Origin of the sequence: Streptomyces malaysiensis subsp. samsunensis (assembly GCF_024519315.1) — a bacterium.
GTDB lineage: Bacteria > Actinomycetota > Actinomycetes > Streptomycetales > Streptomycetaceae > Streptomyces > Streptomyces malaysiensis.
Map to the genome: position 1 here is coordinate 164,181 of NZ_JANIIC010000005.1, position 23,725 is coordinate 187,905.

Genomic DNA, 23,725 nt, shown 5'->3' on the forward strand with positions numbered 1-23,725 from the left:
GTCCGCCGGGGCCCGCGGGCGATCTCCCCCGGGGCCCGGGTCAGTGGGTCGCGGGCGGGATGCTCTGCTCGTACTGGAAGATGTTGTGCGGGTCGTACTTCGCCTTGATCTTGCGCAGCCGGTCGAAGTTGGATCCCCAGTAGGCGGTCTCCCAATCCTGCATCCCGATGTTCGGCACATTGACGTAGGCGCCGTTCACATAGGGCCGCAGCGCCTGGCTGAACTCGGCGATCCACGCCTGGGCCACCGGTGTGAGCTCATCGCCGCTGCCCGGTACGCCACGGGTCCCCCAGCCCGCACCGGGCTCGGAGTAGAAGAGCGCGTCGCGGTGCGGGAACGCCGTACCGCCACGGGGCTCTCTCCGCACCGCCCCGCCGAAGGCCTGGGTGAAGAAGTTGCTGTCGTCCGTGGGGGCGTCCCGCATGAACGAGCCGATCAGGCTGATCGCCTTCTTCGGGAACGGCTTGGTGGTGAACTGCGAGAAGAACTTCCAGTTCGCGGGCTCCTCCTCGGTCGGGATCTGGAAGCCCGCGTATACATCGCCCCAGTTGCCGATCTGCACCGTGACCTCGGGGGTGCCGATCGACAGAATCGGGGCCAGCAGCTTCCTCGCCTCCGCCGCCGACCCTTCCGCGACCACCCCGAACAGCAGGATCTGGTTCCTGTGGATCTCAAGCTGGGTTCCGAGGCGGGGGTCGGCGCTCGGACCCGTACGCTGCCACGCCTCGAAGATCGCTTGCAGATCCCGGAGGCCGTCCCAGGTGGCTTGCACATAGGCGACGCTCCTCAGCGGGGACGTCCTGTACGTGAGCGAGGTGACGATTCCGAAGTTGCCGTTGCCCGCCCCGCGGAGCGCCCAGAGCAGATCCGAGTTGTGCTTCAGGTCCGCCGTGATCACCTTGGCGCAGTCGGGATCCGAGGCGACGACGACCTCGGCGGCGGTCAGGCTGTCGCACGCCATGCCGAGGTAGCGGGTGAGGAAGCCGAAGCCGCCGCCGAGCGTGGCACCGGAGAGACCTACGCTGCCCTCCGTTCCGGTCGTGACCGCGAGGTCCTTCCGCGCGAGCGTGGTCACCGCTTCCAGCTGGCTGAGCCCGGCGCCGACCTTCGCGGTACGGGAGGCGGTGTCGATGTGGACCGACTTCAACTCGCTGACGTCGATGACGATGCCGTTGTCCACGTTCGACCAGCCCTCGAGGCTGTGGCCGCCGCTCCGCACCCGCAGCGCGACATCGTGCTGCCGGGCCCAGGTGAGGGCGTTGACCACGTCCTGGGTGTGCTGGGCGTAGACGATGACCAGCGGATAGTGGACGAAGAGCTCGTCCCAGCCGAGGCTCGCCTCCGCGTACCCGGGGTCGTTGGGGGTGACGACGCGTCCGGTGAGCTTCGCCGGCGGGCACTTGCCGCTTCCGGTCGCCTTGGCCGCGGCGCCCTCGGTGGTCGCGGCACTCACCGGCGGGGCCGCAATGCCCGGGAGAACGACCGAGCCGACACCGGCGGCGGCCGATGCTTTGAGCAGTCTTCGACGGGGGAAATCCTGCATGGTCCGTATCCTCTCGACGGGGATACGCCAGTAATCGGCCAAGGAAAATGGTGTGCGCCAGCTGGCGTATTCAGCCCTGTGCGGTCTGTTCCTGCGGCCGCAGATTAACCAGGGGGGCGTGACGGTGCCGCCCGACACGCCAACCGGGAACGCGGGCGCTGTGCCGAAGGATTGAATAGGCATGTGGTCATGCATTGGCCCGGTCGAGTGGCGGCCGGAGCAAGCCTCGACCTCCGCTCTCCGCGTCGCCCGCGTCGATGAGACCGGCGAGATCGTGGAGTTGTCCCCCGTGCGAGCTACGCGCGGGTGTCCACGCCATGGTGACGATTCCGGGGCACCGGATCCGTAGCGTGTGAAACAGGCGGGGCGGTTCGTCGGAACGACACCCTTCAACCGCCCCGGAAATCAACGCTTTTCGATGTCATTTCTCGTACGGGGAGGATTTATGAACCACAACCGCAGGCTGTCCGCTGTGATCGCGGTGTCCTGTGCCATCGCCGGTATGGGGCTCGTCGGCTGCGAGGAATCCACAAAGTCGGATTCGGACGCGTCCGCCACCAGGACCACTGCCGCTCCGAAGGAGACGGCCGATGAGGGCGCATTCACCGGCGCCAAGAAGTTCGAAATCGACGGCCGGTCGGTGAATGTGTCGTGTTCGGGTGCTCCGGCGGACGACAGGCCGGTCATCGTCCTGATGGCCGGGGGCGGCGATGGCCTGGAGAAGATGGCCGGCATCCAGAAGACCCTGAGCGGGAAGAACCGGGTCTGCTCCTACGACCGGCTCGGCGAAGGCGCCAGCGACCAGCCCGACGGGACGCAGACCATCCGGAGCACGGGGAAGGTCCTCACCTCGGTGATCGACCGTGTCGCCGGTGACCGTCCCGTCGTCCTCGCCGGGCATTCGCTGGGCGGACTGATCGCCGCCCGGTACGCCCCCGACCATCGGGACCGGGTCAAGGGGCTGGTCCTGATGGATGCCACCTCGCCGACCCAGACCGCCGATCTCAACAAGGGGATCCCCGAGTCCGCCACCGGCCCTGCGGCCGAATTGCGTGCGCGGACGCTGGCGATCCTCCAGGGAGGGAAGCCGGAGAGGCTCATGGTGCCCGACGGGGAGGTCCGTTCGGCCGGGGACATCCCGGTGGAGGTGATCCAGCACGGGAAGCGGTACCTCGAGCAGGTTCCCGACTACGGGCCGGACCTGGAGCGGGCGTGGTCCAACGGCCAGCGTGCGTGGCGCGGGGTCTCCAGCCGCAGCAGGCTGAGCACCGCCACCGAGAGCGAGCACTACATCTACGTCGACCAGCCCGATGTCGCCGTCCGGGCGATAGAGCGCGTCACCTCACAGGCCGCGGACCGCGCGTAAACCCCGCGCCGAGGCTCGCCCGGTCGGGGCCGACCGGTCATATCCGCCGGTCAAGCCGCCGATACAGCCTCTCGTCCATCCCGGAACCTCGGCGCTTGGGCGTCATGCACTTGCCGTGCGACGGCGCCGACTACCCGCTGGGCGTCCAGCCGTACCTGTGCACCCCGGACGGCACCGGGGTGTGGTTCGGCTCCAACCGGGACGGCGACCGGACCCGGCCGGCGCGGCTCGATCTGGCTACGACCACTCCACGGGCGAGAGCCGGCTGCTGTTCCGGCCCATGCCGCGCCTGGAGCCCGAGACCCTCGCCCCCATGTCACCGGTCACGATCACCGCACGCGACGGACTGGCCCTCCCCTCGTATCCGACCCTGCCCGTGGGGGCCGAGCCGGCCGGGCTCCCGCTGGTGCTGCTGGTCCACGGCGGGCCCTGGTCCCGCGACAGCTGGGGCTACAACCCCGTGGTGCAGTTGCTCGCCAACCGCGGGTACGCCGTGCTCCAGGTCAACTTCCGCGGCTCGACCGGCTACGGCAAGGCGTTCCTCAGAGCCGGTATCGGGGAGCTGGCCGGGAAGATGCACGAGGACCTCATCGACGCCGTCGAATGGGCCGTCGGGGAGGGGTATGCGGACCGGGACCGCGTCGCGATCTTCGGTGGTTCCTACGGCGGTTACGCCGCCCTGGTCGGTGTCACCTTCACCCCCGATGTCTTCGCCGCCGCGATCGACTTCTGCGGCCCCTCGAACCTCGTCACCTTCCTCCGGACCGTGCCGGAGTTCGTGAAGCCGCAGCTGGTCAACAACTGGTACCTCTACGCCGGAAACCCCGACGACACCGAGCAGGAGAGGAAGCTGCGGACACGTTCGCCGATCAGCCGGGTGGACGAGATCCGCACCCCGTTGATGGTGGTCCAGGGCGGCAATGACGTCCGCGTCGTCAAGGCCGAGTCCGACCAGGTCGTCGAGGCGCTGCGGGCCCGTGGCATCGAGGTCGAGTACCTGGTCAAGGACGACGAGGGCCATGGCTTCGTGAACCCGGAGAACAACATCGACGTGTACCGCGCGGCCGACCGCTTCCTCGCCCGCCACCTCGGCGGACGGCCGGACACGCGGTAGCCGACGCCCGCCCGCACTCACGCCCCACCGGCAAACGACTACGTGGTGAGTTGATTTCGCATGACCGAACAGACACGCCCCTCCCACCCGACGATCGACCCGCACGGCGCGGTCCAGCCCCCGGAACACCGGGCCCGGCAGAAGACACCGCTCGAGCAGATGGGCGGCACGACCGGCCTGGTGTACATGATGCTGCCGGTCGTGGCCTTCGTCCTCGCCAACTCCTCCTACGGGCTGACGGCCGCCATCTGCACCGCCGTAGGCGTGGCGCTGGCCATCTCCGTACTGCGCCTGGTGCGCAAGGAGTCGGTGCAGCCCGCGCTCTCCGGCCTGTTCGGCGTCGCGACCGCGTCGTTCATCGCCTGGAAGACCGGATCGGCCAAGGGGTTCTTCCTGACGGGCATCTGGGCCAACCTCGCGCTCGCCGTGCTCTTCCTGGTCTCGGTCCTCGTACGGCGGCCGCTGGCCGGAGTCGTCTGGGGCGCGCTCAACGGCACCGGCACCGCCTGGCTCAAGGACAAGCCCTCGCGCCACTACTACGACATCGCCACCCTCACCCTGGTGGGCGTCTTCGCCGCCCGGGTCGCCGTACAGCAGTGGCTCTACGACCAGGACCGTACGGGCTGGCTGGCCGTCGCGAAGATCGCGATGGGCTACCCCCTCCTCGCCCTGGCCTTCCTGGTCGTGCTGTGGGCGGGCCGTCGCTCGGGCAAGCGGCTCAAGGCCCTGGCGGGACAGCGGCCCACCGGATCGAGCTGACCCGCCGCGGCCCGTACGTCCGCCGGCGCCGAGAACCCCGAGGAGAAACCATGACCTTGACCCTGCCCCAGCGCCTGTATCTGCTCTGCTACACCGTGGACAAAGGCAAGTTCGAACTCACCAACCTCCAGGGGCGCGGCCAGTTGCTGCGCGCCGCGGCGCTGACCGAGCTGACGCTCGACGGGCTGCTCGGCTCCGAGGGAACGAAGGTCATCCGGTCGTCCACCGAACCACCCGGCGATCCGTTCCTCGCCGAGGTGTGGCGTGACGTACCCGCGGAGAAGCCGAAGAGCTGGCTTCCGCTCGTGCACGACAAGGCCCATACGGCGGAGAAGCCCGTCAGCGCACAGCTCGAGGCGCGGGGTGCGATCACGGTCCAGCACGAGAGGCGGCTGAAGCTGCTCGCCGTCAGCCGGGTCGCCGTCAACGATCCGCGGGAGGTGCTGGCCCTTCAGGAGAAGGTGCGCGCCGCCGTGCTCGGCGCCCCCGATCCGGCGGCGATCCCGATGGACGAGCTGACCATGGCCGTGTTCGCGGCCGAGGTCGAGGTCACCAGCGTGTTCAGCGGGGCGGAGCGCGGCGGGCACAAGCGGGCACTCGCGAAACTCGCCGCACACTTCGACACCCTCGTCCCCGGTCTGCGTGGCGCGCTGCGCGCTTCGTATCTGTCCAGCAGGGCCGTCGGTGGCGGCTGGGGCGCCGGTGAGTCACCCATGGACGCCACGCAAGGGAGTGGAATCACTCGGTGACCGGGTCCCCCACGGCTCCCCCGGTGGCGTTGCGGACGGCGTGCGCGACCCGTTCGGAGGCGTCGGCGAATTCCCGGGGGTCGGTGCCCCCGAGGAGGGCGGCGCCGATCTCCTCGTTGATGACCCGCAGCGCGGCCGAGGCCGCCGCGGCGTGCAGGCGTACCTGGAGGTCGTCGGCCGGGAGCTTCAGCCGCACCGCGATGATCTCGGCCATTTCGCGCTCCACCTGGTCGCAGGTCATCAGCCAGGCGGTGCGGATGGCCGGCTCCCTGTCGGCCAGCAGGATCATCTTCATCGCGAGCATGTCGTCGGCCCGATTGACCTCGTCGGCTTCACGGCCGTATCTGGTGGCCTCCGCGGCGATGTGCTCTTCCAGGGAGAGGTTCTCGGGCCAGCTGCGCAGCATGGACATCTCCCATTCCACGCCCTGCGTCACGATGGGCTCGGCACAGCTCTCCTTGCTGCGGAAGTGCCGCCAGATGGTGCGCGTCGACAGACCCACGGCCTCGGCGATCTGATCGCCGCTGGTCCCGTCCACGCCGTGCTCCCAGAACAGACGGGCCGCCTCCCGTGAGATCTCCAGTCGCAAGCGATGGCGCCGGTGCTCACTCATCCCGCTGCGCTTGTTCGATGCCACGCCGCTCCGTCTCCGCTCTATCGCCCACCCCGGTACATCAAGTGTCATAGCGACAGTTAGTGACTATCTGCGCCACCTGGCGCCGCCGGCTTCCTCCGCGGGGCGGTGCGGGCGTCAGGTCACCAGGCCCTGGCGGTAGGCGTAGACGACCGCCTGCACGCGGTCGCGGAGTCCGAGTTTGGTGAGGATGCGTGACACGAAGGTCTTGACGGTCTCCTGGCTGATCACGAGGGCCCCGGCGATTTCGCTGTTGGACAGGCCGTCCGCGATGAGGCGGAGGACCTCCAGTTCGCGGGGGGTCAGCGGGATGTTGTGCGCGGTGCCGTCGGGAGGCCGGATGCGGGCGGCGTACGTGCCCACGAGCTGGCGGGTCACCTCGGGGTCCAGCAGCGCCGCGCCGGTGGCCACGGTCCGGATCCCGTGCAGCAGCTGGGATGGCGGCGCGTCCTTGAGGAGGAAGCCGCTCGCCCCCGCGCGCAGCGCCTCGTAGACGTATTTGTCCAGGTTGAACGTGGTCACCACGAGCACCTTGACCGGACGCGGCACCCCGGCGCCGGCCAGCAGGCGGGTGGCCTCGATGCCGTCGAGCACCGGCATCCGTACGTCCATCACCACGACGTCCGGGCGCAGCCGCCCGGCGAGGTCGACCGCGGTCTGCCCGTCCCCGCACTCGCCCACCACCTCGAGGTCGGGCTGAGCGTCGATGATCGTCACCAGTCCGGTGCGGACCAGCACCTGGTCGTCGCAGACCAGGACCCGGATCGATTCGGTCACGACGCGCTCCCCGCGGGTATGCGTGCCCGGACCACGAAGCCGCCACCGGTCCGGTGGCCCGCGTGGAAGTCGCCGCCCAGGACGTCGACCCGTTCCCGGAGACCGGCCAGGCCCCGTCCGCTGCCGCCGGGTGAGCCGGCCCGTGTGCCGGAACCGTCCGTGCCGACCTCCACGGTGATCTCCCTTTCGCCGTGGCGCACCTGGACCGAGGTGCGGCCGCCGTGAGCGTACTTGAGGGCGTTCGTCAGGGCCTCCTGCACCACCCGGTAGGCCACGAGGTCGGCGCTGCCGGTCGACTCCGCCGGTGTGCCCTCCTCGGTGAACTCCACCGGCTGCCCGGCCCGGCGCGTCTGTTCCACGAGCGTGAGGAACCGGCCGACAGCCGGTGTCCTGGACTCCGGGCCGTAGTCGGGGTTGAGCAGGTCGAGCAGATGGCGCAGGTCGGTGATGGCCCGCCGGCCGGTGTCGGTGACCGCGGTCAGGGCCTGGTCGAGGCGGTCCGGCGCGGCGGTCAGATAGCGCGCCGCCTCCGCCTGCACCACCATCGCCGTCACATGGTGGGTCACCACATCGTGGAGCTCGCGGGCGATGCGGGTGCGTTCGGCGGTACGGGTGTCCTCGGCGACACGGCGGCGGCGTTCGGCCTCCGCGACCCGGGTCGAGCGCAGCCACGCCCCGATGCCCCAGGGGAGGGCCAGCGCCAGGTAGTACATCACGAACTCGCTGGGCGCCTCGGCGCCCGAACCGAGCCGGTACAGCGCGACCCCCAGCGGCACATACGCCACGGAGGACAGGAGCGCGGTGACGCGCCGGTGCCGTTCCAGATGGGCCCCCACGCTCAGCAGCGCGATGGGCACCGCGGTGCCCGCGAACGAGTGGTAACCGCGGAGCTGGTCCACGGCGAAGCCGAGCGACACCAGGGCCAGACAGACGACCGGCCACCGCCGGCGCACGGCGAGCGGAAGGGACTGGAGGGCGACGGCCGCGACGGCCAGCGTGTCGAAGGGGCGGGCCGGCAGACCGCCGACTTGCGTCCCGTGGTTGTGGAACTCCGGTACGAGCGATCCGGCGAGGAGCAGCAGCCCGAACGGGAGATCCCGGACCGTGACGTCAAGCCGGTGCCACACCTCCGGGATCCGCCGAAGACTGATCATCGGGCGAGTCTAGCGGTGGCGGCGGCCCGGTCGGCGCGACGGCGACGGGGCATCAGATGGCCGCGCCGACGGGCCAGCCACATGAACACGATCGTCACCAGCACACCGAACAGCACCGTGTACAGACTGCCCTCCGGGCCGAACTCACCGCCGGTGACGGCCGCCGGGCCCGAGGTCGCGGAGTCCAGCAGCCCCTGCGAGGTGCCGTTGCCGGAAACCTCGGTGCTGAAGATGCCGGATATGGCGAAGTTCCAGCCGAAGTGCAGGCCGATGGGCAGCCACAGGTTGCGGGTGGCGGCGTACGCGGCGCCGAGCATGCCGCCCGCCTCGATCGCGATGGCGATGGCACCCCACAGGCTGGCGTGCGGGTTGAGCAGATGCGACAGGCCGAACAGCACACCGGTGGACGTCAGCGCGATCCATGTGCCGAGGCGCTCCTCGACGATCCGGAACAGAACACCGCGGTACAGCAGTTCCTCCGTGACCGCCGCCCCGGCCATGAAGCCGGACAGCCCCACCGCGCCCGTGGGCGAGCCCAGGCCATCGACCTCGTAGTACCCGAGGAAGGCGATGTTCGCGATGACGAACCCGCACATCACGACGCCGATCAGGGCTCCCCGGCCGAGCGCGGCCGTGGCGCCTTCCCGGGCCACCTCCGCGACCGGGCGGCGCTCGGTCCGCCGTACCACCCACCCGTAGACCAGCACCGCGAGCACGGCCGTCAGGACGCCGATGGCCAGCGTGAGCCACGCGTGCCCGTCCACCGCGGCGAGGCCCTGGCCACCGAGGAAGGCGACCGCCCCGACGGCCACCAACTGCCAAACGAGTCTCATGACCACTCCTTCACCCGATCCACGGCGGGGCGCCGCGACCGCGTCGAACGCTACGGATCCGGTGGCCAGGAATCGTCACCACACGGTGGACACCCGCGTGTAGCTCGCTCGGGGGACAAACACCCGGACAGTGACAGCGACTGCTACGCCATTCCGAACGGGGGCCATGTGGTCGTCACCTACTCGGGCACCGGTTCATACGATCGCTGGCGGTGTGCTGAGTACGGACACGCCTGACCCGGCTCCGCCTTCCGCGCCGGTCTCGGCGGGAACCGCCGGGCCGCGCGTCCCGCCGGGCCGCGCGCCGCGGACGGGGTCAGGCGGGCAGCTTCGTGTCGACGACGCAGCTGATCTCGATGACCTGGCCGGGGAAGGTCAGTTCGGTGACGCCCAAGACCGTGCTGACCGGGCGGTGGTGGCCGAAGTACGCCAGGTTGCCCTCCGCCGTCGCCGCGGCGTTCCGGCGCAGGTGCACCACGTACAGGGTCTGCGAGACGACCTGGTTACGGGTGACGCCGTAGTGGTCCAGGACCTTGTCGATGTTGATGTAGGTCCGCTGGAGCTGGGCGTCGAAATCGTCCGCGTGGAGGAACTCGCCCGCCTCGTCGAGCGAGAGCTGTCCGGAGACATGGATCAGGTCGCCGGACCTGATCGCCTGCGAGTAGCCGAAGTCGCTCTCGGCCGGCACGTCGTGGTTGAAGACATCGATGGTGGCCGACGGTGTTCGCCCTTCCGTTTTCTCTCTCTTGCGGTTACTCGGGAACTGTAAGAGAGTGAGGCCCGACCTGGAAGAACGCACTTTTCGGTGACCGAGGAACCTCATGGTGACCAAGCGGCTGCTCAAGGGCCTGCCCGAGGACGCGGACCTCAGGCGGGTGGACTCCCTGGCGCGGGAGATCTTCTCGGACGTCGCCAACAAGTGGGCGTTCCTCATCGTCGAGGCGCTCGGCGAGCGCACCCTGCGCTTCGGCGAGTTGCGGAACGAGGTCGAGGGCGTCAGCCACAAGATGCTCACCCAGAACCTGCGCATGCTGGAGCGCAACGGCCTGGTCGAGCGCACGGTGCACCCCACCGTGCCGCCACGGGTCGAGTACACCCTCACCGAGCCGGGCCAGGCCCTGCGGGCGACGGTCGACGCCATGTGCGGCTGGACCCACCGGTACCTCGGCCACATCGAGGACGCGCGCGATCGCTTTGGCCAACGACCCTAGGGCCTGTCCCGGCCCGTCCGGCGGCGATGTCTTCGCGCACGTCAAGGGGTTCACCGCCAATTTGGACCGTACCATTGACACCCAATGGTCTAGTCCTGTTTCCTCGGGGGCGCGCGGCCTGCCCGTGCCTTCCGATCGTCCCTTCTCCCACCTCAGTTCGGCTCCGCCTTCCCCCCACACCTAGGAGCGGTCTTCATGAGCCTCCGTTTCCCCCTGAGCAAGAGGGTCCTGACCGGCGCGTGTGCCGCTGTCGCCACGGCCGGGCTGCTCGCCACGGCCTCGACGACGGCCGCCAACGCGGGCACCCCCTCCCCCACCGCGAAGGCGGAGCTGCCCGAGCACGCGCTCGTGGGCTATCTGCACTCCAGCTTCGCCAACGGCTCCGGATACACCCGAATGGCCGATGTCCCCGACAGCTGGGACATCATCGACCTGGCCTTCGGCGAGCCCACCTCCACCACCTCCGGTGACATCCGCTTCAGCCTCTGCCCGCAGAGCGAATGTCCGAACGTCGAGTCGGAGGACGAGTTCAAGGCCGCCATCAAGGCCAAGCAGGACGCGGGCAAGAAGGTGCTGATATCCATCGGCGGGCAGAACGGCCAGGTGCAGCTCACCACCACCGCCGCCCGTGACAAGTTCGTCGAGTCGGTCGGGGCGATCATCGACAAGTACGGACTGGACGGCCTGGACATCGACTTCGAGGGCCACTCGCTGTCGCTGGACGACGGCGACACCGACTTCAAGAACCCCAAGACCCCCGCGATCGTCAACCTCATCTCGGCCGTGAAGTCGCTCAAGGCGAAGTACGGATCCGGGTTCACCCTCACCATGGCCCCGGAGACCTTCTTCGTACAGCTCGGCTACCAGTACTACGGCTCGGGCCCCTTCGGAGGCCAGGACCCTCGTGCCGGGGCGTATCTGCCGGTCATTCACGCCCTGCGGGACGACCTCACCCTGCTGCACGTCCAGGACTACAACTCCGGGCCGATCAAGGGCCTCGACGACCAGTTCCACAACATGGGCAGCGCCGACTTCCACATCGCGATGACCGACATGCTGCTCAGTGGCTTCCCCGTCGCGGGCGACACCAAGAACGTCTTCCCCGCGCTGGACCCCTCCCAGGTGGCGATCGGCCTGCCGGCGAGCCCCAACGCGGGTAATGGCCACACCCAGCCCAGTGAGGTTACCAAGGTCCTGAACTGCCTGACGAAGAAGTCCGACTGCGGCGGCTATGAGCCCCATGGCAGCTGGCCCGCCCTGCGCGGGCTGATGGCCTGGTCGATCAACTGGGACAACTTCAACGGCGGGGAGTTCGCGAAGAACTTCGACGCGTACTACGGCGGTTGAGGCGGTACCGGCCTCGCTCGGCGGTCAGAGCCTGGTGAGCAGTCCGTCGAGCGGCGCCGGTACGCGATCGGGGTCGAGCGCCTCCACGAGGACGCGGCCGTAGTGGATCTTGCGCCCCTTCTTCGTACCGAGGAAGCGCCGCAACTGACGCGGTGCGGTGCGGCCCCGCTGTGCGGGCTGGCGCAGAAAGGTCTCCAGGGCGCGCACATCGCCCTCCGCCCGGACGAGCTCCGCCACGCGTGTCACACCCAGCGCGCGGATGAGCTCGTCCTCCAGATCCGCCGCGCAGACGAAGAACCCCTGCGGTGCCGCGCCGACCCGCGCCAAGCCGCGGGCGTAGAAGGGACGCTCCGCCTCATCGCACAGTCCGGTGAGGCGGAGCCCCAGACCCGGTGGCCCGAGGAGGCGGGCGAAGCGCCCGACGCTCACGCCCATCGGCAGGACGCAGACTCCTTCGCCCGCCAGGTCCCGGCCGTGGCGCTCGGCCAGCGCGCCGACCGCCGCGGCGTCGCTCGGCCCTTCGAGCAGGACGGCCGCCCGGACCCCCAGCCCCGCGGCCAGCTCGCGCGCGGGGCCGCCGGGGCCACCGGCCGCCCATGCGGTGACCGCCTCCCGGAACGCCCCCATGTCAGTCATGGGACGAGTCTCCGCCCTTTCCGGCCACCGCGGTAGGGAATTTCCGCGTGATGGCGGGCGCACAAGCGGACGCACGCGGCTGAACTCGCGACATCCGTGCCGCTCGCCCACGATGGAGTGCGCAAGAGTCCCACCATGGGGAGGGGCCGCATGACCAGCCAATACAGCCACACCGTGACGCGGATCGACATTCCCACGGGCATCGCCTACGACGACTTCGTGGCGGCATTCGAGAAAGCGGCACCCGCCTTCGACCCGGGCCCCGTGGAACGCATTGTGGAAACCGGCGGAAGCTGGGACGACGTACGTGCCGCGGTCGCCGCGAACGCGCCCCACGACATGGTCCGTTACGCCCGGATCAACACCACCCCACTCTTCGGTACGGCGGGGCACACCACCAGGTCGGTCGAGTATCTGACGGGCAATCACGTCATCGCCGAGCGCATGTTCCGCCATGACCCGCGCGCGTTGCTGTACGCGCCCCTGCGGATGCTGGTCTTCAGCGACGGCGACGGCAATGCGGTGCTCACCATGCACCGGCCGAGCGACGAGTTCGGCAGCCTCGGCATTCCGGAGGTCACCACGGTGGGGGAAGACCTGGACCGCATCGTGGTCGGCCTGCTGCGGGTCTGCGGGGTCGACGCTTCGGAAGCCTTCGCCGGGACATCACGCTGAGGGCCCTGGGGCGCGATCAGCTGAATTCCTGTGCGCTGATCGTCGGCTTCCAGGCGCTGGTGACCCGCCAGACGGTGCCGATCGGCGCGTTCGAGCCCGGTGAGCGAGCGGGCGACTACGCGGGGTCGCCCGATGGCGTCGTGGCGGATTCCGCGCCGACTCCGGCGAGGAAGGCGGTGAGGACGCGGCGCAGACGGGGTTCCACCTCGACGATCGCGTGGCCGAGCCGGGGGTCGGTCTCGTAGAGCTCCCGCAGGCGCGGGCCCGGGGTGGCCATCTGCCACAGCGCCCCGGCCAGGCTGGTCGCCGTGGCGACCAGGTCGACGGTCTGCGGCTCGGTGAGGCCGAGCAGTCGTCGCAGCTCGCCGCCGATCAGCTCGATCTCCTCGAGCGTGACCAGCTTGAAGGTGCGCACCGACTCGATCGACACATTGCGCTCGAGATTCATCGGCGCCTGGGCCAGCAGATCGCAGAACATCGGCCGGGCCGCCAGCGTGGCGGCGATCGTCTCCGCGACCTCCGTGGCCGTGGCGTGCGCCCTGCCCCCGAGAGCGCCGCGCAGCTCGGCGGACCACTGCCGCCAGCCTTCCGCGGTGAGCCTGAGGAAGATCTGCTCCCGGGTCTCGAAGTAGCGCAGCAGGGCCGACTTGTGCATCCCCACGGCCGCGGCGATGTCGGTGAGGGTGACGTCCCGGATCCCGCGCTCATGGCCGAGCGTACGGGCCGCGTCCAGGATCGCTTCCTCCCGCGCTTGTTTGGCCTGAGCGCTGCGCGCACGTTGGAAGGCAGGCGTAGTCATGCCGGACATCATAAGAACCCTTAAGAGAACGACGTTGCGTAATTAAGAGAACGATGTTTCACTAACAGCATGAGTTCACAGGTCTGGTTCATCACCGGTTCATCGCGCGGCCTGGGCCGCGCCCTGGTCACCGCCGCCCTCGAGGCCGGTGATCGCGTCGTGGCCACCGCCCGCCGCCCCGATGCGCTCGCGGAGGCTTTCAAGGAGTACGGCGACCGTGTCCACCCGCTCGCGCTGGACGTCACCCGCCCGGAGGCGGCGCACGAGGCCGTCGAGGCGGCGCTCGCCCGCTTCGGACGCATCGACGTGCTCGTGAACAACGCGGGGTATGCGAATGTGTCGCCCATCGAGACATCGGACGACGAGGACTTCCGCGCCCAGTTCGAGACCAACTTCTGGGGCGTCCACAACGTGACCAAGGCCGCCCTTCCCACCTTGCGGCGGCAAGGCGCCGGCACCGTCGTACAGATCTCCTCGATCGGCGGGCGGGTCGGCGGATCGCCGGGCATCGCCTCCTACCAGGCGGCCAAATTCGCGGTCGACGGCTTCAGCCGGGTCCTCGCCACGGAGACCGCACCGTTCGGCGTGCGCGTCATGGTCGTCGAACCGAGCGGCTTCGCCACCGACTGGGCCGGTTCCTCCATGCCGGTCCACCCGATCCCCGACGCCTATGACGCGACCGTCGGGGAGATGAACCGGCGGGTGCGGCAGAGCACGGCCGGAGCGGCCGGGGACCCCCGGCGCGCCGCCGAGATCATCGTGCGCACCGTCCACCGCGGCCGGGTCCCGACCCATCTCCCGCTGGGTGTGAACGCGACGACCATGGCGCAGGACTACTCCCGGCGCCAGCTCACCCAGGCGACCGCATGGGAGAAGGTCAGCCGCTCGGCCGACTTCAACGAGCCCTACCCCGCTCAGCTCCCGGCCGAGGCCGAGGACTCGGCCGGCTAGGGCGCCGGCCCGGCCACGCTCACGCCCCGCCCAGCACCGAAGACGGCGAGCCCACCCCGCGCATCCGGGGTGGGCTCGCCGCTGTACACACACCCGGAGGAACACATTCGGGCAGCCATCTGAGTAACAAGAACAATAGTCAGCTTTTTCCGCGGAGCATCAGGAGCATGATCCGGTCGCTGAGCGACGGTATTCGCGGAGGCCGGAGTGACCGCATTCACAGGGTCGGTGTCTCAGCACCCTACGGCCGAACAGCCTTGATAAATCAGGCTGTTGAGCGGTAAACGCGCAGGTGGCCCAGGGTCCCGGCAGTCCTCCCGCCCGCCCCGCGGCCTCTGACCAGCTGACTTGCGGCTCGCAATTCCGGAAAGCCCTGGGTGTCGCCCCCAACATCCTCAGCGCCCGCCTGAAGACCCTTGTGTCAGCAGGTGTCCTGGAGACGCGCGCCTACCGGGAACCCGGCTGCCGTCACCGCGACGCCTATCACCTCACTCCCGCGGGACGCGATCTACGTCTCGTACTCGCGGCCCTCCAGCAGTGGGGGGACACCCATCGGCCGCGTCCCCAAGGCCCCTGCCTCCTGCGCCGTACCCGATCCACCGGACGGCCGGTCGACGTCGCCTTTGTCAGCGAACAAGGTCAGGCCGTCGGGCTCTCGGACGTCGTCTTCCTTCCGAACACCCCCTGAGGCGCACACTCCCCAAGGCGAACCCCCCTGAGGCGAACATCCCTCGCAGGGGGCGAACACCGCTGCCCGCACTCCCGTAGATGCCCCGGTCACCCCCGCATCGGCATCCGGTCGGCAGGCCGCGGCCCGATCTCCGCGCCCACTGTGCGTCATATCTCCCGCTCCATCTCCCGCTCGAACTCGCTCCCTTGAGAGGCCCTTATGAAATGCGTCATGTCGCGAGCGACCCTCGTCGGTGCCCTGGTACTGCTGAGCGCGCTGTGTGCCCCCCAGGTGCAGGCCCTGCCCACGGACTCCACCCCCGGGGCGCCGCCCCTCTTCATGCGGCCGGCCGGTGGTGACTGGCCGCCGAACGGCAAGGAGATACCCGTATGCTGCTGACCCTTCGATGGGATCCCTGGCGGAACCTCTGAAGATGGCGCCGCGTCAGCTCGACTTCGACAGCGGCAGCCGGTCGAGCATCAGGGTGTTGCGGTAGCCGATGCACCGCATGCTCTGCTGGTACGCCCACAGGACGCGCTCGTCCTCACCGCACAGCTTGAGGATCTCGGCCAGCTCGGCCCAGGCGTACGCGGCCTGCTGGCCGGCCTCGGATGCCTCCAGCATCAAAGCCCCCCGCTCATAGGAGGACTTCGCCTCTTCGGGCCGGCCGAGCCTCAGCTGGGCCGCGGCCAGCAGGAGGAGGTTGCGCGCGGCCTGGAGGCGGTGGCCGACGCCGAGGTCCGCCATCGCCTGCTCGGCATGGGCCACCGCGGCCTCGGGCCGGCCGAGATGGAGCTCGGCGCGGGCGAGGGCCGACCGGCAGTACGCGACATCCACACTGCTGCCCACCTGGAGCAGCGACTCCAGGCTCTGGGTGAGCACCGTCCGCGCCAACTCCGGCTGGGGGTCCTCGGTCTGGAGCAGGATGCTCGCGTACGCGTTGCGCAGCCGGGCCAGCGCCCGCTGGTCCTCCCCCTCGGCGTAGATCGCGAGGGCCTTCTGGATCAGGACCAGCGCGTCCGCCGTGTTCCCCTTGCGGTACATGACAACGCTGGCGTTCCAGTACGCGGCGCCGAGCGCCTTCGGATCGGTGATCGCGGTGGCCAGCTCGATGGCCTGCGAGGCCAGATAGGAGGCGCGATGCACATCGCCACGCTCGGAGTGGATCCCGACGAGCGTGGAGAGCAGTTCGACACCGATCACCGTCGGCGTCAGCTTCAGCTCCCTGAGCTCGTCCAGGGTCTCCTCGGCGATCTGGATCGCATGCGAGAGGTCGCCGAGCTCCCGGTAACAGCGGCAGAGGCCGATCACCGCGGTCAGCCGCGGTACGGACTCCTTGCTGGTGACGGACGCGGTGCGCAGCGCCTCGTAGTGGACGGCGGCCTCCTCCAGCCGGCCGTCCCGCTCCAGCGCCAGGGCGATCCCCTGCTCCGCCGCGTACCAGATCTTCGGCTGCGCCACGGCGGTGGTCTTGTCCTGGACCGCGCGGTACGCCGCGAGCGCCGCCAGGGGATCGGCGTTCTGCATGGCCATCTCGGCGTATTTGAGCTCGACCTCGAGATCGCACTCGGACGCCTCCGCGGCACGTCCGGTCAGGGTGGGCACATCGCAGCGGAGTCTCACCGCGAGCTGCTCCAGCACCTCGGCCGAGGGAAGCCTCTTGCCGCCCTCCAGAAGGGAGATGTAACTGGGCGACAAGTCGTCCCCCGCCAGGTCGGCCTGGGACATTCCCCGTGATCTGCGCAGGCGGCGGATCCGCGCCCCGAGCGCGGCAGCGGAAGCGTCTCCTGAGCCTTTGATGAAGATCAACTCCTTGGTACACGATCAGAGCCCCCGGGCGCATGACACACCATTCACAGGATGTCACGCCTCTGGTCACAACAATCATGACTCATTGCTCGCCGTCCTGAAAGGTCAGGGGTCGGCCGACAACGAGGGTGCGCGCCATTCGGCCCGAGGCCGACCGCACGGTACGACGGTTCGGCCGAAGGCGCCGAGCCCCCTCATCGGGGTCGGGCCCGCCCCGCATGGTGAAGCGGACCCGGCTCACCCCTGAATCGCGTCCCTCACCTGGATAAACTGTTGCCTCCCCGATAAGCCCCAACCAGCCCGACCAGCCCCGACAAGCCCCGATCAACAGGAGGCCGGATGCCGCCGCAGGACACGTCCGCGCCCGGGGCACCGCGGGGCGGGCACGGGCGGGATCTGCCGCCCGCCCGCCAGGCCCTCTCGGACAGCGTCTACGAGAGCGTCAAGGCCATGGTCATGGACCATGAGATCACCCCCGGCGCACGTGTCGGCATCGAGGCCCTGGCCCGCACCCTCGGCGTCTCACCGACCCCCATCCGGGAGGCGCTGGCCAGGCTGGAGTCGGACGGGCTGGTGGTGAAGCGGCCGCTCTCGGGGTACCGCACCACCGAGCTGCTGACCCGCCAGGGGCTCGAGGAGCTCTTCGAGATGCGGCAGCTGCTGGAGCCGAGGGCCGCCGCCCTCGCCGCGGTCAACGCCAGTGAGGCCCAGCTGGACGGCATCGAGCGGATCGCGGAGGAGATGCACTCCCACCCGGGGACCACCGCCGGGCCCTATGCGGCCTACCGTGGCTTCGCCGCCCTCGACCAGCGCCTCCATGACGCGATCACCCAGGCGTCCGGGCGGCCACTGCTCGCGGACGCGGTGCAGCGGCTCCACTCCCATCTGCATATCTTCCGGCTCAGCAGCCTCCTCGGCGCCGATGACCCGACCCTCGCGGAGCACCAGCGCGTGGTGCACGCGATCTTGCGCCGCAACCCCGACCGCGCGGCCGAGGCGATGGCGGAGCACCTCGCCCACAGCCTTCAGCGTCAGCTCAGCCGGGACGAGGAGTCCTGACCCGCGCCGGGCGCATCACCCCCACGCGCCACGCGCACAACACCCGCGCCACGCGCATCACACCTCCCCCACCCGTGGGCGCACGGCCGAGGTCGCGCGGTCGTGGATGACGCGGATGATCCTGCCGCTCATCCGCTCGTAGTCGCGGTCGTTGTCCACCTCACCCCGGATCCGGTGGTCGGCCATCACCACCACCCGGTCCGCGAGCCTGATCATCTCCGCGAGGTCGCTGCTGATCAGCAGAATGGGCAGGCCGTCGCGGGCCAGCTCCCAGATGAGTTGGTGGAAGGCGTGCTTGGTGCGCACATCGACACCGGCGGTCGGCTCGTCCACGATGAGCAGCCGGGTGTCGGCCGCGAGCCACTTCGCCAGGCTCACCTTCTGCTGGTTGCCACCGGACAGCTCTCCGGCGTTCTGCCCGAGCCCGGAGGTGCGGATGCCGAGCCGTTCCACGAGGTCGTACGAGACGTCCCGCTCCTCGCGCGAGGAGATGAACCCGAGCGCCTTCGCCAGTCTCTTCCACACCGTCACCGTGATGTTCCGGACGATGGGCTGTTCCAGGAAGACGCCCTCCTCCTTTCGGTTCTCGGTCAGATAGCCGATGCCGAAGCGGTGCAGTGCCTGCCGGGGAGAAGTGATGCGCACCGGTTTGCCGTGCACCCGGATCTCGCCGCCGGTGACGCGGTCGAGGCCGAGCATGGCCTTGACCAGTTCGCTGCGGCCCGCGCCGACCAGCCCGTACAGGCCGACGATCTCGCCGGGCCGGATGTCCAGGCTGATGTCCCGGTGGCCGGCGGCGGTGCAGACCCCGTCGAACGAGAGCACCGGGGCCGCGGAGGTGTCCACCTCCCGCGGTCGCATCGCGGTGGCCGAGTGGGCGCGGCCCACCATCAGCCCGACCACCTCGTCCTGGGTGTGGCCGGCGAGCGGGGAGGATTCGAGCACGGACGTGCCGTCGCGCAGCACGGTGACGGTGTCGCAGATGGCGAACATGCTGGGGGAAGGATGTGCTGCCGTCGGGGTCTCCGGGCCAGTAGCCGCCGACCGCGAGGTTGAGGATCACGAAGAAGGGCTTGTTGAACACCCACTGCCGTCCGCCGAGGTCGGCGGGGGTGCGCCGCTGGTACACGGTGCCGTCCACGGACCAGGTGATGGCGTTCGGGCTCCAGTCCACGGCGAAGGTGTGGTACGCGTCGGCGAACGCCTGGCCACCGGGCAGGCTGTACCCGGCGCCGATGCCGCCGGACCCCGACTATCCGGGGCCGTGGAGGGTGCCGTGGACCATGGACGGCTCGAAGCCCACGTTCTCCATGATGTCGATCTCACCGGAGTTGGGCCAGCCGACCTGTCCGATGTCGTTGCCCAGCATCCAGAACGCGGGCCACATGCCCTGCCCGCGCGGAACCTTCATCCGGGCCTCGACCCGGCCGTAGGTGGTGGTGAACTTGCCGGAGGTGTTCAGCCGGGCGGAGGTGTACTCACACCGTCCGTACCAGCACTGGTAGTTGTTCGGGTTCTCGCGGCGGGCGGTGATGACCAGATGGCCCTGGCCGTCGAGGGCGGCGTTGCTGTTGCCCGCCGTGTAGTACTGCCGCTCGTGGTTGTTGACGTTGTCGCCCGTCTCGATCTGCCACTTGCTGCCGTTGACGGCCGAACCGGCGGCCCCGTCGAACTCGTCGGAGAACGTGACGGCGGCCGCCTTGGCCGGTCTCGCGGTGGCCGCCGGTCTCGCGGTGGAATCCGCGGCCCGATCCTCCGCTGAGGCGGATGCCCCTGGGTCAGTCCGGTGGACAGCGACGCGAGGGCGAGGAACGAGACGACGGACAGCAGCAGTCGCCGGGGTAAGCGCGGGGAGTCCATGACTCTCCCTTCCGATACAGGTGGATGAACAGGCGCGGAGAGACATGTAGGCGCAGCTGAACCAAGTGGTCACGGCGCCGACCGGAGTGCGGTGAGCGATCTGAGCTGTACTTAGTTCATTACGTGATTTAAGAAGTGAAGGAAAACACTGTCAAGAGTTTGGTATGGACCAGTTGCCGGGCGGCCTATCGGGCTTCCTTCGCGGGTTCATCGCCGGTGCCGCCGGCCAGTCCGGCCGCGGTCAGGGTGAGGTGCCGGGCCAGCACCTCGGCCGTGCCGCAGCCCTCCAGCAGAGTCCGGTGGAAGTCCCGATGGGCCTCGGACCAGGCGTCGGTGTAGTACTTGGTCTCCTCGGGCGCGTACGGCGGGGTGCGGGCCAGACGGTGGTGAGCGGCTCGCGCCTGGGCCTCCCAGTCGACGTCGCCGCGCGGTGTCAGCGGGCCGATGAGCGTCGCGGGCCCGGGAGGGACGAGGCGACGTCGGTGAGGCGGTCCAGGCGCCCGTACAGGGAGCGGCAGAGCCGGGCGCGGTCCTGGGCGCAACTCACGGTGCCCTTCAGGGGTTTGGACAGCCGGTGGCGGGTTTCGTCGAGGATGTGTTCGGCCAGTATCCGGGCCGGGTGGTCCGCGGGCAGTTGCTCGGCGGTGCGGCGGACGTCGTCGGCCACCGCGCGGGCGGCCGCGGTCAGTTGCAGCGCGATCTGGTGGTACTCACTCGGATGCAGCCCCGGGTCACCGGCCCAGGCGAGCACGGCGGCGACCAGCCGCTGATGGGTTTCCCGGTCGAGGGGGAGCTTCCCCTCGATACGGCCCTGGGGGTCGTGCAGGACCGTGTGGGTGCTGGTCATCGGGCCTCGCTGCTGGGTGCGCCGGAGTGGCCGCCGCGGCCGCCCGGGGAGGCGGACGGTTCCTGGCCTGCGCGGGCGAGCGGGCCGGGGAGGGGCGCTGTGCCCCGGTGGCGCCGGCGTTCGTGTATGCGCGTCAGGTCCCGCCTCTCCGGGCCGTGGTGTCGGCCCTCACGCTACGAAGGCGGTGGTACGGGCCTCAACGAAATTGCGGATTGTTGCGCGGACTCATGAAGGGCGCTGGCCCATGAAAGGCGCTGGCCCATGAAAGGCGCTGGCCCATGAAGGGCGCGGACCCATGGAAGGCGCGGACTCACTCCAGGGCGTCGATCGCGGCCCGTATGAGCGTACGGGCGGCGTCGCCGTGGACGGCCATCCGGGCCAGACCGGTGAAGGCGCGGGTGTAGTCGGCGATCTCACGGGGCTGGCGGACGCTGATCCCGGCGGTGAGGGTCTCGACGACCGTGTTGTGGTCGTCGTAGAGGTAGAACGCCTCCAGCGGCCACACGGTGCGCCGGGCCCCCAGGGGGATGATCCCCAGGGAGACCGAGGGCAGCGGCATCACGGTGAGCAGATGCGCGAGTTGACCGGCCATCGTCTCGGTGGATCCGATCCGGGTGCGCAGGACCCACTCCTCGATCAGGACCACGAACCGGTGGTCGCCCTCGTACAGGAAGCGGCTGCGGGCCAGGCGGGCGGCGACGGCCTCGGGTATGTCGTCGGGGGTGCCCTGGAAGTCGGTTATGGCGCGCATCAGGGCCTCGGCGTAGCCGGCGGTCTGGAAGAAGCCGGGGATGACGTTGGAGGTGTAGGCGCGGCAGAGGCGGGCGGCGGCGTTGCGGGCGAGGACGTCCTGCTGGGTGCGGCGCATCCCGTCGCGGTGCTGGCGGCGCCACTCCAGGTACATCGAGTCCACCGCGCGGGCGGTGGCGATGAGGTCCGCGGTCTGGTCCTCGGCACAGCAGGCGGCGCACCAGGCCCGGATGTCGGCTTCGGAGGGAGCGGCCTTGGCGCGCAGGATGCGCGAGGTCTTGGCCGGGTGCCAGCCGCACCGGGCGGACAGCTCACGCCCGGTGATCCCGGCGTCCCGCACCAGATGGGCCAGGCGAACGGCGAGAGCTTCGCGGGCGGCCTGGGCGCTGGAGGACGGAGATGCGGGCATGGGCTGTCCATTTGCTTTTCAGACGGTGTACTTTTCATGCGGGACGGCCCGCCGCCAGACCGCTTCGAAGGCGGTGGCGCACAAAGCGGCGACGTCCGGGTCCTCGGTGTGCTCCTTGCTGGCCCAGTCCCCTTTTCCGGTGAAGTGGTTGAACTGCACGATCCGGCCGTCCAGGAGCCAGAAATCGTTACCGGGCAGGGCCAGGTCACTCGCCCGCCGCCGAGGCAGCCAGCGTACGTCCTCCCCGGCCCGCAGGTTGAGCAAGGTGATGGCGTGCTCGTAGCGGATGTAATCGGTGACCGGCTCGGAGACGATCCGCGCCCGGCGCACCACCACGCCACGCGCGACCGCGTCGGCCACCAGCGGAAGCCACTTGGGCCAGAACGACTTGGCCGGGTCGGTGTTGGCCACTCCGGTGCGCAGGAAGGCCGCATAGTCCTCGGCCTCGTCACCGACCGCGTACTGATCGCGCATTTCCAGGTGGACAGCGCTGCTCCGGGTGGCCGCGAGCAGGTCAGCGAACGCCCTTGCCTTCAGCGACATCGCACGCCTCCCTCAAGATCGGCACCATCCGAGCGGGGATCCTGATGACCCGCTCATGGGCGGGAACCCCCCTCGCGTGCCCGGGCACCCACTGAGTGCTGCCGATCAACTCCATCAGGAGCGCCTCGGCCTCCTCGCCTTGCAGGACGAGGTCGGCGCTCCCTTCCTCCACCCATACCGTCGGTGACCCCTCACCTCCGGTATTCGGGTCCATCCCGACAAACCGTAATGTCATGACTGCCTCCGCTGTCGAGTCCATTGCGCCCGGTTGCGCCATGACCGTCCCGCGACCGCCCGGAGCGGTCAATGCCGCCTCCGGCGTCCTGGCTCCGCCACTGCGTGGCCGCCACGCCCCCGCCCCGTACTCCGTTCCCCCGAATGTCACGTTTACGTCACACGACGTTCAGCGTGTGAACTCGCGTGATCACACAGGCATCTGACTGCGTGACAGCAATTGAGAGGAGCTCGTACATGCTTCGGAAGCGCACGCGTTTAATCGCCGTGCCGCTCGCGGCCGCCGCCCTGACCTTGACCGTCGCCGGCTACCAGGCCATGGCGACCGAGTCGTCGGACTCGGGCGGAACACACCGGTCCGACCGCGCCACCGGTGCGTCGGCCCCGTGTCTGGCCGGCGCGACCACGCTGCTCGGAGATCTCGACGGCGACTCCTACCCGGACAAGATCATCAACCCCGGGCACACCGGCACCGAGATGACGGTCCAGTGGGGCACCGAGAGCGGTTCCTTCGGCCGGAAGATGGCCGTCAAGGATCTGCTCGGCGCCACGTCGGATGAGATCGCGACCGCCGCGGTCGCCGACTTCCAGAACGACGGCACGCTGGACATGGTCGTCAACATCGTCGAACCGGCCGACGGGGACGACCCCTCGACGGCCCGTGTCGCGGAGTACCGCCCCGGTCCGCTGAACCGGACCGATCTGGGGTCCGCCGATTCGCGGCACTCCGACATCGGCGACCACGGCGAGGCCAAGCAGCTCGCCATCGCCCACTACAACGACGACGCCTACCCGGACCTCGCGATCCTCAACAACGGGGGCGACGGGCAGATGGACCGGGACGTACGCCTGTCGAAGCCGGGCGGCGGTCTGAACGACTTCGACTACGAGGCGTTCGAGAAGTACGGCGAAGCCGGGTCGTGGGCCGAGCCGCCCGCCATGCCCGGCGACGGCTGGAAGCAGTTCTACAAGTCCTGCTCATAACGCGCCGCCGGG

25 protein-coding genes and 3 pseudogenes are annotated in these 23,725 nt (G+C 69.6%); 12 read left to right on the forward strand and 16 right to left on the reverse strand.

What is annotated here, in order from left to right; genetic code table 11:
- Window positions 1-40 precede the first annotated feature (40 nt).
- Window positions 41-1,543 carry an FAD-binding oxidoreductase gene (locus tag NQU54_RS06545; protein WP_257630218.1) on the reverse strand — a complete coding sequence of 501 codons (1,503 nt, stop codon included), beginning with the start codon at window positions 1,541-1,543 and terminating at the stop codon, window positions 41-43.
- Between the two features lie 445 nt (window positions 1,544-1,988).
- Between NQU54_RS06545 and NQU54_RS06550 the strand changes: the two genes are divergently transcribed.
- The 4 genes from NQU54_RS06550 (at window position 1,989) to NQU54_RS06565 (ending at window position 5,531) form a co-directional block, all read left to right on the forward strand.
- On the forward strand, window positions 1,989-2,909 hold the full coding sequence (locus NQU54_RS06550; protein ID WP_257630219.1) for an alpha/beta fold hydrolase: 921 nt from the start codon (window positions 1,989-1,991) through the stop codon (window positions 2,907-2,909).
- Between the two features lie 313 nt (window positions 2,910-3,222).
- Window positions 3,223-4,023, forward strand: a complete 801-nt coding sequence (locus NQU54_RS06555; protein WP_257630220.1) for an alpha/beta hydrolase family protein — start codon at window positions 3,223-3,225, stop codon at window positions 4,021-4,023.
- Window positions 4,024-4,083: 60 nt separating this feature from the next.
- Window positions 4,084-4,782, forward strand: coding sequence for a DUF3159 domain-containing protein (locus NQU54_RS06560; RefSeq protein ID WP_257630221.1), 699 nt, complete (start codon window positions 4,084-4,086; stop codon window positions 4,780-4,782).
- Between the two features lie 50 nt (window positions 4,783-4,832).
- The gene (locus NQU54_RS06565) at window positions 4,833-5,531 is read left to right on the forward strand and encodes a GOLPH3/VPS74 family protein (protein WP_257630222.1); all 699 of its coding nucleotides are present in this window, start codon (window positions 4,833-4,835) and stop codon (window positions 5,529-5,531) included.
- On the opposite strand, the gene NQU54_RS06570 is transcribed toward NQU54_RS06565, so the two are convergent.
- From NQU54_RS06570 to NQU54_RS06590, 5 genes are all read right to left on the reverse strand, one after another.
- Window positions 5,521-6,168, reverse strand: coding sequence for a TetR/AcrR family transcriptional regulator (locus NQU54_RS06570; protein ID WP_257630223.1), 648 nt, complete (start codon window positions 6,166-6,168; stop codon window positions 5,521-5,523). The genes NQU54_RS06565 and NQU54_RS06570 overlap by 11 nt on opposite strands.
- 114 nt (window positions 6,169-6,282) lie before the next feature.
- Window positions 6,283-6,942, reverse strand: coding sequence for a response regulator (locus tag NQU54_RS06575; RefSeq protein WP_069861836.1), 660 nt, complete (start codon window positions 6,940-6,942; stop codon window positions 6,283-6,285).
- Window positions 6,939-8,096: a sensor histidine kinase gene (locus NQU54_RS06580; protein WP_257630224.1), complete on the reverse strand. Its 1,158-nt coding sequence runs from the start codon at window positions 8,094-8,096 to the stop codon at window positions 6,939-6,941. Before NQU54_RS06580 ends, NQU54_RS06575 begins: the two co-directional genes overlap by 4 nt.
- Window positions 8,093-8,929, reverse strand: a complete 837-nt coding sequence (locus NQU54_RS06585; protein WP_257630225.1) for a CPBP family glutamic-type intramembrane protease — start codon at window positions 8,927-8,929, stop codon at window positions 8,093-8,095. The genes NQU54_RS06580 and NQU54_RS06585 overlap by 4 nt, the downstream gene beginning before the upstream one ends.
- Window positions 8,930-9,245: 316 nt before the next feature.
- Window positions 9,246-9,617, reverse strand: a complete 372-nt coding sequence (locus tag NQU54_RS06590; protein ID WP_257630226.1) for a RidA family protein — start codon at window positions 9,615-9,617, stop codon at window positions 9,246-9,248.
- Window positions 9,618-9,750: 133 nt separating this feature from the next.
- Here NQU54_RS06590 and NQU54_RS06595 point away from each other — a divergent pair, with 133 nt between their 5' ends.
- Both NQU54_RS06595 and NQU54_RS06600 read left to right on the forward strand, forming a co-directional pair.
- Window positions 9,751-10,140, forward strand: a complete 390-nt coding sequence (locus tag NQU54_RS06595) for a winged helix-turn-helix transcriptional regulator (RefSeq protein ID WP_257630227.1) — start codon at window positions 9,751-9,753, stop codon at window positions 10,138-10,140.
- Between the two features lie 195 nt (window positions 10,141-10,335).
- Window positions 10,336-11,487 (forward strand): chitinase, encoded by a 1,152-nt coding sequence (locus NQU54_RS06600; RefSeq protein ID WP_257630228.1) that lies wholly within the window; start codon window positions 10,336-10,338, stop codon window positions 11,485-11,487.
- Window positions 11,488-11,511: 24 nt separating this feature from the next.
- Here the strand turns inward: NQU54_RS06600 and NQU54_RS06605 are convergent, their stop codons facing one another.
- Window positions 11,512-12,123, reverse strand: a complete 612-nt coding sequence (locus tag NQU54_RS06605) for a TOPRIM nucleotidyl transferase/hydrolase domain-containing protein (RefSeq protein WP_257630229.1) — start codon at window positions 12,121-12,123, stop codon at window positions 11,512-11,514.
- 150 nt (window positions 12,124-12,273) lie between these two features.
- Between NQU54_RS06605 and NQU54_RS06610 the strand changes: the two genes are divergently transcribed.
- On the forward strand, window positions 12,274-12,798 hold the full coding sequence (locus NQU54_RS06610; RefSeq protein WP_257630230.1) for a DUF302 domain-containing protein: 525 nt from the start codon (window positions 12,274-12,276) through the stop codon (window positions 12,796-12,798).
- Between the two features lie 115 nt (window positions 12,799-12,913).
- Here the strand turns inward: NQU54_RS06610 and NQU54_RS06615 are convergent, their stop codons facing one another.
- The gene (locus NQU54_RS06615) at window positions 12,914-13,597 is read right to left on the reverse strand and encodes a TetR/AcrR family transcriptional regulator (protein WP_257630231.1); all 684 of its coding nucleotides are present in this window, start codon (window positions 13,595-13,597) and stop codon (window positions 12,914-12,916) included.
- A 69-nt stretch (window positions 13,598-13,666) separates the two neighbouring features.
- On the opposite strand from NQU54_RS06615, the gene NQU54_RS06620 reads away from it, so the two are divergent.
- The 3 genes from NQU54_RS06620 (at window position 13,667) to NQU54_RS06630 (ending at window position 15,617) form a co-directional block, all read left to right on the forward strand.
- A complete protein-coding gene (locus tag NQU54_RS06620; protein ID WP_257630232.1) occupies window positions 13,667-14,548 on the forward strand; it encodes an SDR family NAD(P)-dependent oxidoreductase in 882 nt (293 codons plus the stop codon).
- 292 nt (window positions 14,549-14,840) lie between these two features.
- Window positions 14,841-15,236, forward strand: a complete 396-nt coding sequence (locus NQU54_RS06625) for a winged helix-turn-helix transcriptional regulator (RefSeq protein WP_257630233.1) — start codon at window positions 14,841-14,843, stop codon at window positions 15,234-15,236.
- A gap of 213 nt (window positions 15,237-15,449) precedes the next feature.
- Window positions 15,450-15,617, forward strand: coding sequence for a hypothetical protein (locus tag NQU54_RS06630; protein ID WP_158525871.1), 168 nt, complete (start codon window positions 15,450-15,452; stop codon window positions 15,615-15,617).
- Between the two features lie 45 nt (window positions 15,618-15,662).
- Here the strand turns inward: NQU54_RS06630 and NQU54_RS06635 are convergent, their stop codons facing one another.
- A complete protein-coding gene (locus NQU54_RS06635) occupies window positions 15,663-17,027 on the reverse strand; it encodes a helix-turn-helix domain-containing protein (protein ID WP_257630234.1) in 1,365 nt (454 codons plus the stop codon).
- A gap of 339 nt (window positions 17,028-17,366) precedes the next feature.
- On the opposite strand from NQU54_RS06635, the gene NQU54_RS06640 reads away from it, so the two are divergent.
- Entirely contained in the window at window positions 17,367-18,086 is a 720-nt protein-coding gene (locus tag NQU54_RS06640) for a GntR family transcriptional regulator (protein WP_257630235.1), read from the forward strand.
- Between the two features lie 57 nt (window positions 18,087-18,143).
- Here the strand turns inward: NQU54_RS06640 and NQU54_RS06645 are convergent.
- The 7 genes and pseudogenes from NQU54_RS06645 to NQU54_RS06675 all read right to left on the reverse strand — a co-directional run.
- Window positions 18,144-19,076: pseudogene (locus tag NQU54_RS06645) on the reverse strand (ATP-binding cassette domain-containing protein); the annotation flags it as partial.
- A pseudogene (locus NQU54_RS06650) lies at window positions 19,075-19,946 on the reverse strand (glycoside hydrolase family 16 protein); the annotation flags it as partial. The pseudogenes NQU54_RS06645 and NQU54_RS06650, both read right to left, overlap by 2 nt.
- A 185-nt stretch (window positions 19,947-20,131) precedes the next feature.
- Window positions 20,132-20,377 (reverse strand): annotated as a pseudogene (locus tag NQU54_RS06655) (GntR family transcriptional regulator); the annotation flags it as partial.
- 2 nt (window positions 20,378-20,379) lie between these two features.
- Window positions 20,380-20,793 carry a DUF6415 family natural product biosynthesis protein gene (locus tag NQU54_RS06660; RefSeq protein ID WP_257630236.1) on the reverse strand — a complete coding sequence of 138 codons (414 nt, stop codon included), beginning with the start codon at window positions 20,791-20,793 and terminating at the stop codon, window positions 20,380-20,382.
- Between the two features lie 310 nt (window positions 20,794-21,103).
- The gene (locus NQU54_RS06665) at window positions 21,104-21,952 is read right to left on the reverse strand and encodes a helix-turn-helix domain-containing protein (protein ID WP_069861809.1); all 849 of its coding nucleotides are present in this window, start codon (window positions 21,950-21,952) and stop codon (window positions 21,104-21,106) included.
- An 18-nt stretch (window positions 21,953-21,970) separates the two neighbouring features.
- On the reverse strand, window positions 21,971-22,495 hold the full coding sequence (locus NQU54_RS06670) for a DUF6879 family protein (RefSeq protein WP_069861807.1): 525 nt from the start codon (window positions 22,493-22,495) through the stop codon (window positions 21,971-21,973).
- On the reverse strand, window positions 22,467-22,730 hold the full coding sequence (locus NQU54_RS06675; RefSeq protein WP_069861805.1) for a hypothetical protein: 264 nt from the start codon (window positions 22,728-22,730) through the stop codon (window positions 22,467-22,469). The genes NQU54_RS06670 and NQU54_RS06675 overlap by 29 nt, the downstream gene beginning before the upstream one ends.
- A gap of 236 nt (window positions 22,731-22,966) precedes the next feature.
- Here NQU54_RS06675 and NQU54_RS06680 point away from each other — a divergent pair, with 236 nt between their 5' ends.
- The gene (locus NQU54_RS06680; protein ID WP_257630237.1) at window positions 22,967-23,713 is read left to right on the forward strand and encodes an FG-GAP repeat domain-containing protein; all 747 of its coding nucleotides are present in this window, start codon (window positions 22,967-22,969) and stop codon (window positions 23,711-23,713) included.
- The last annotated feature ends 12 nt before the right edge of the window (window positions 23,714-23,725 follow it).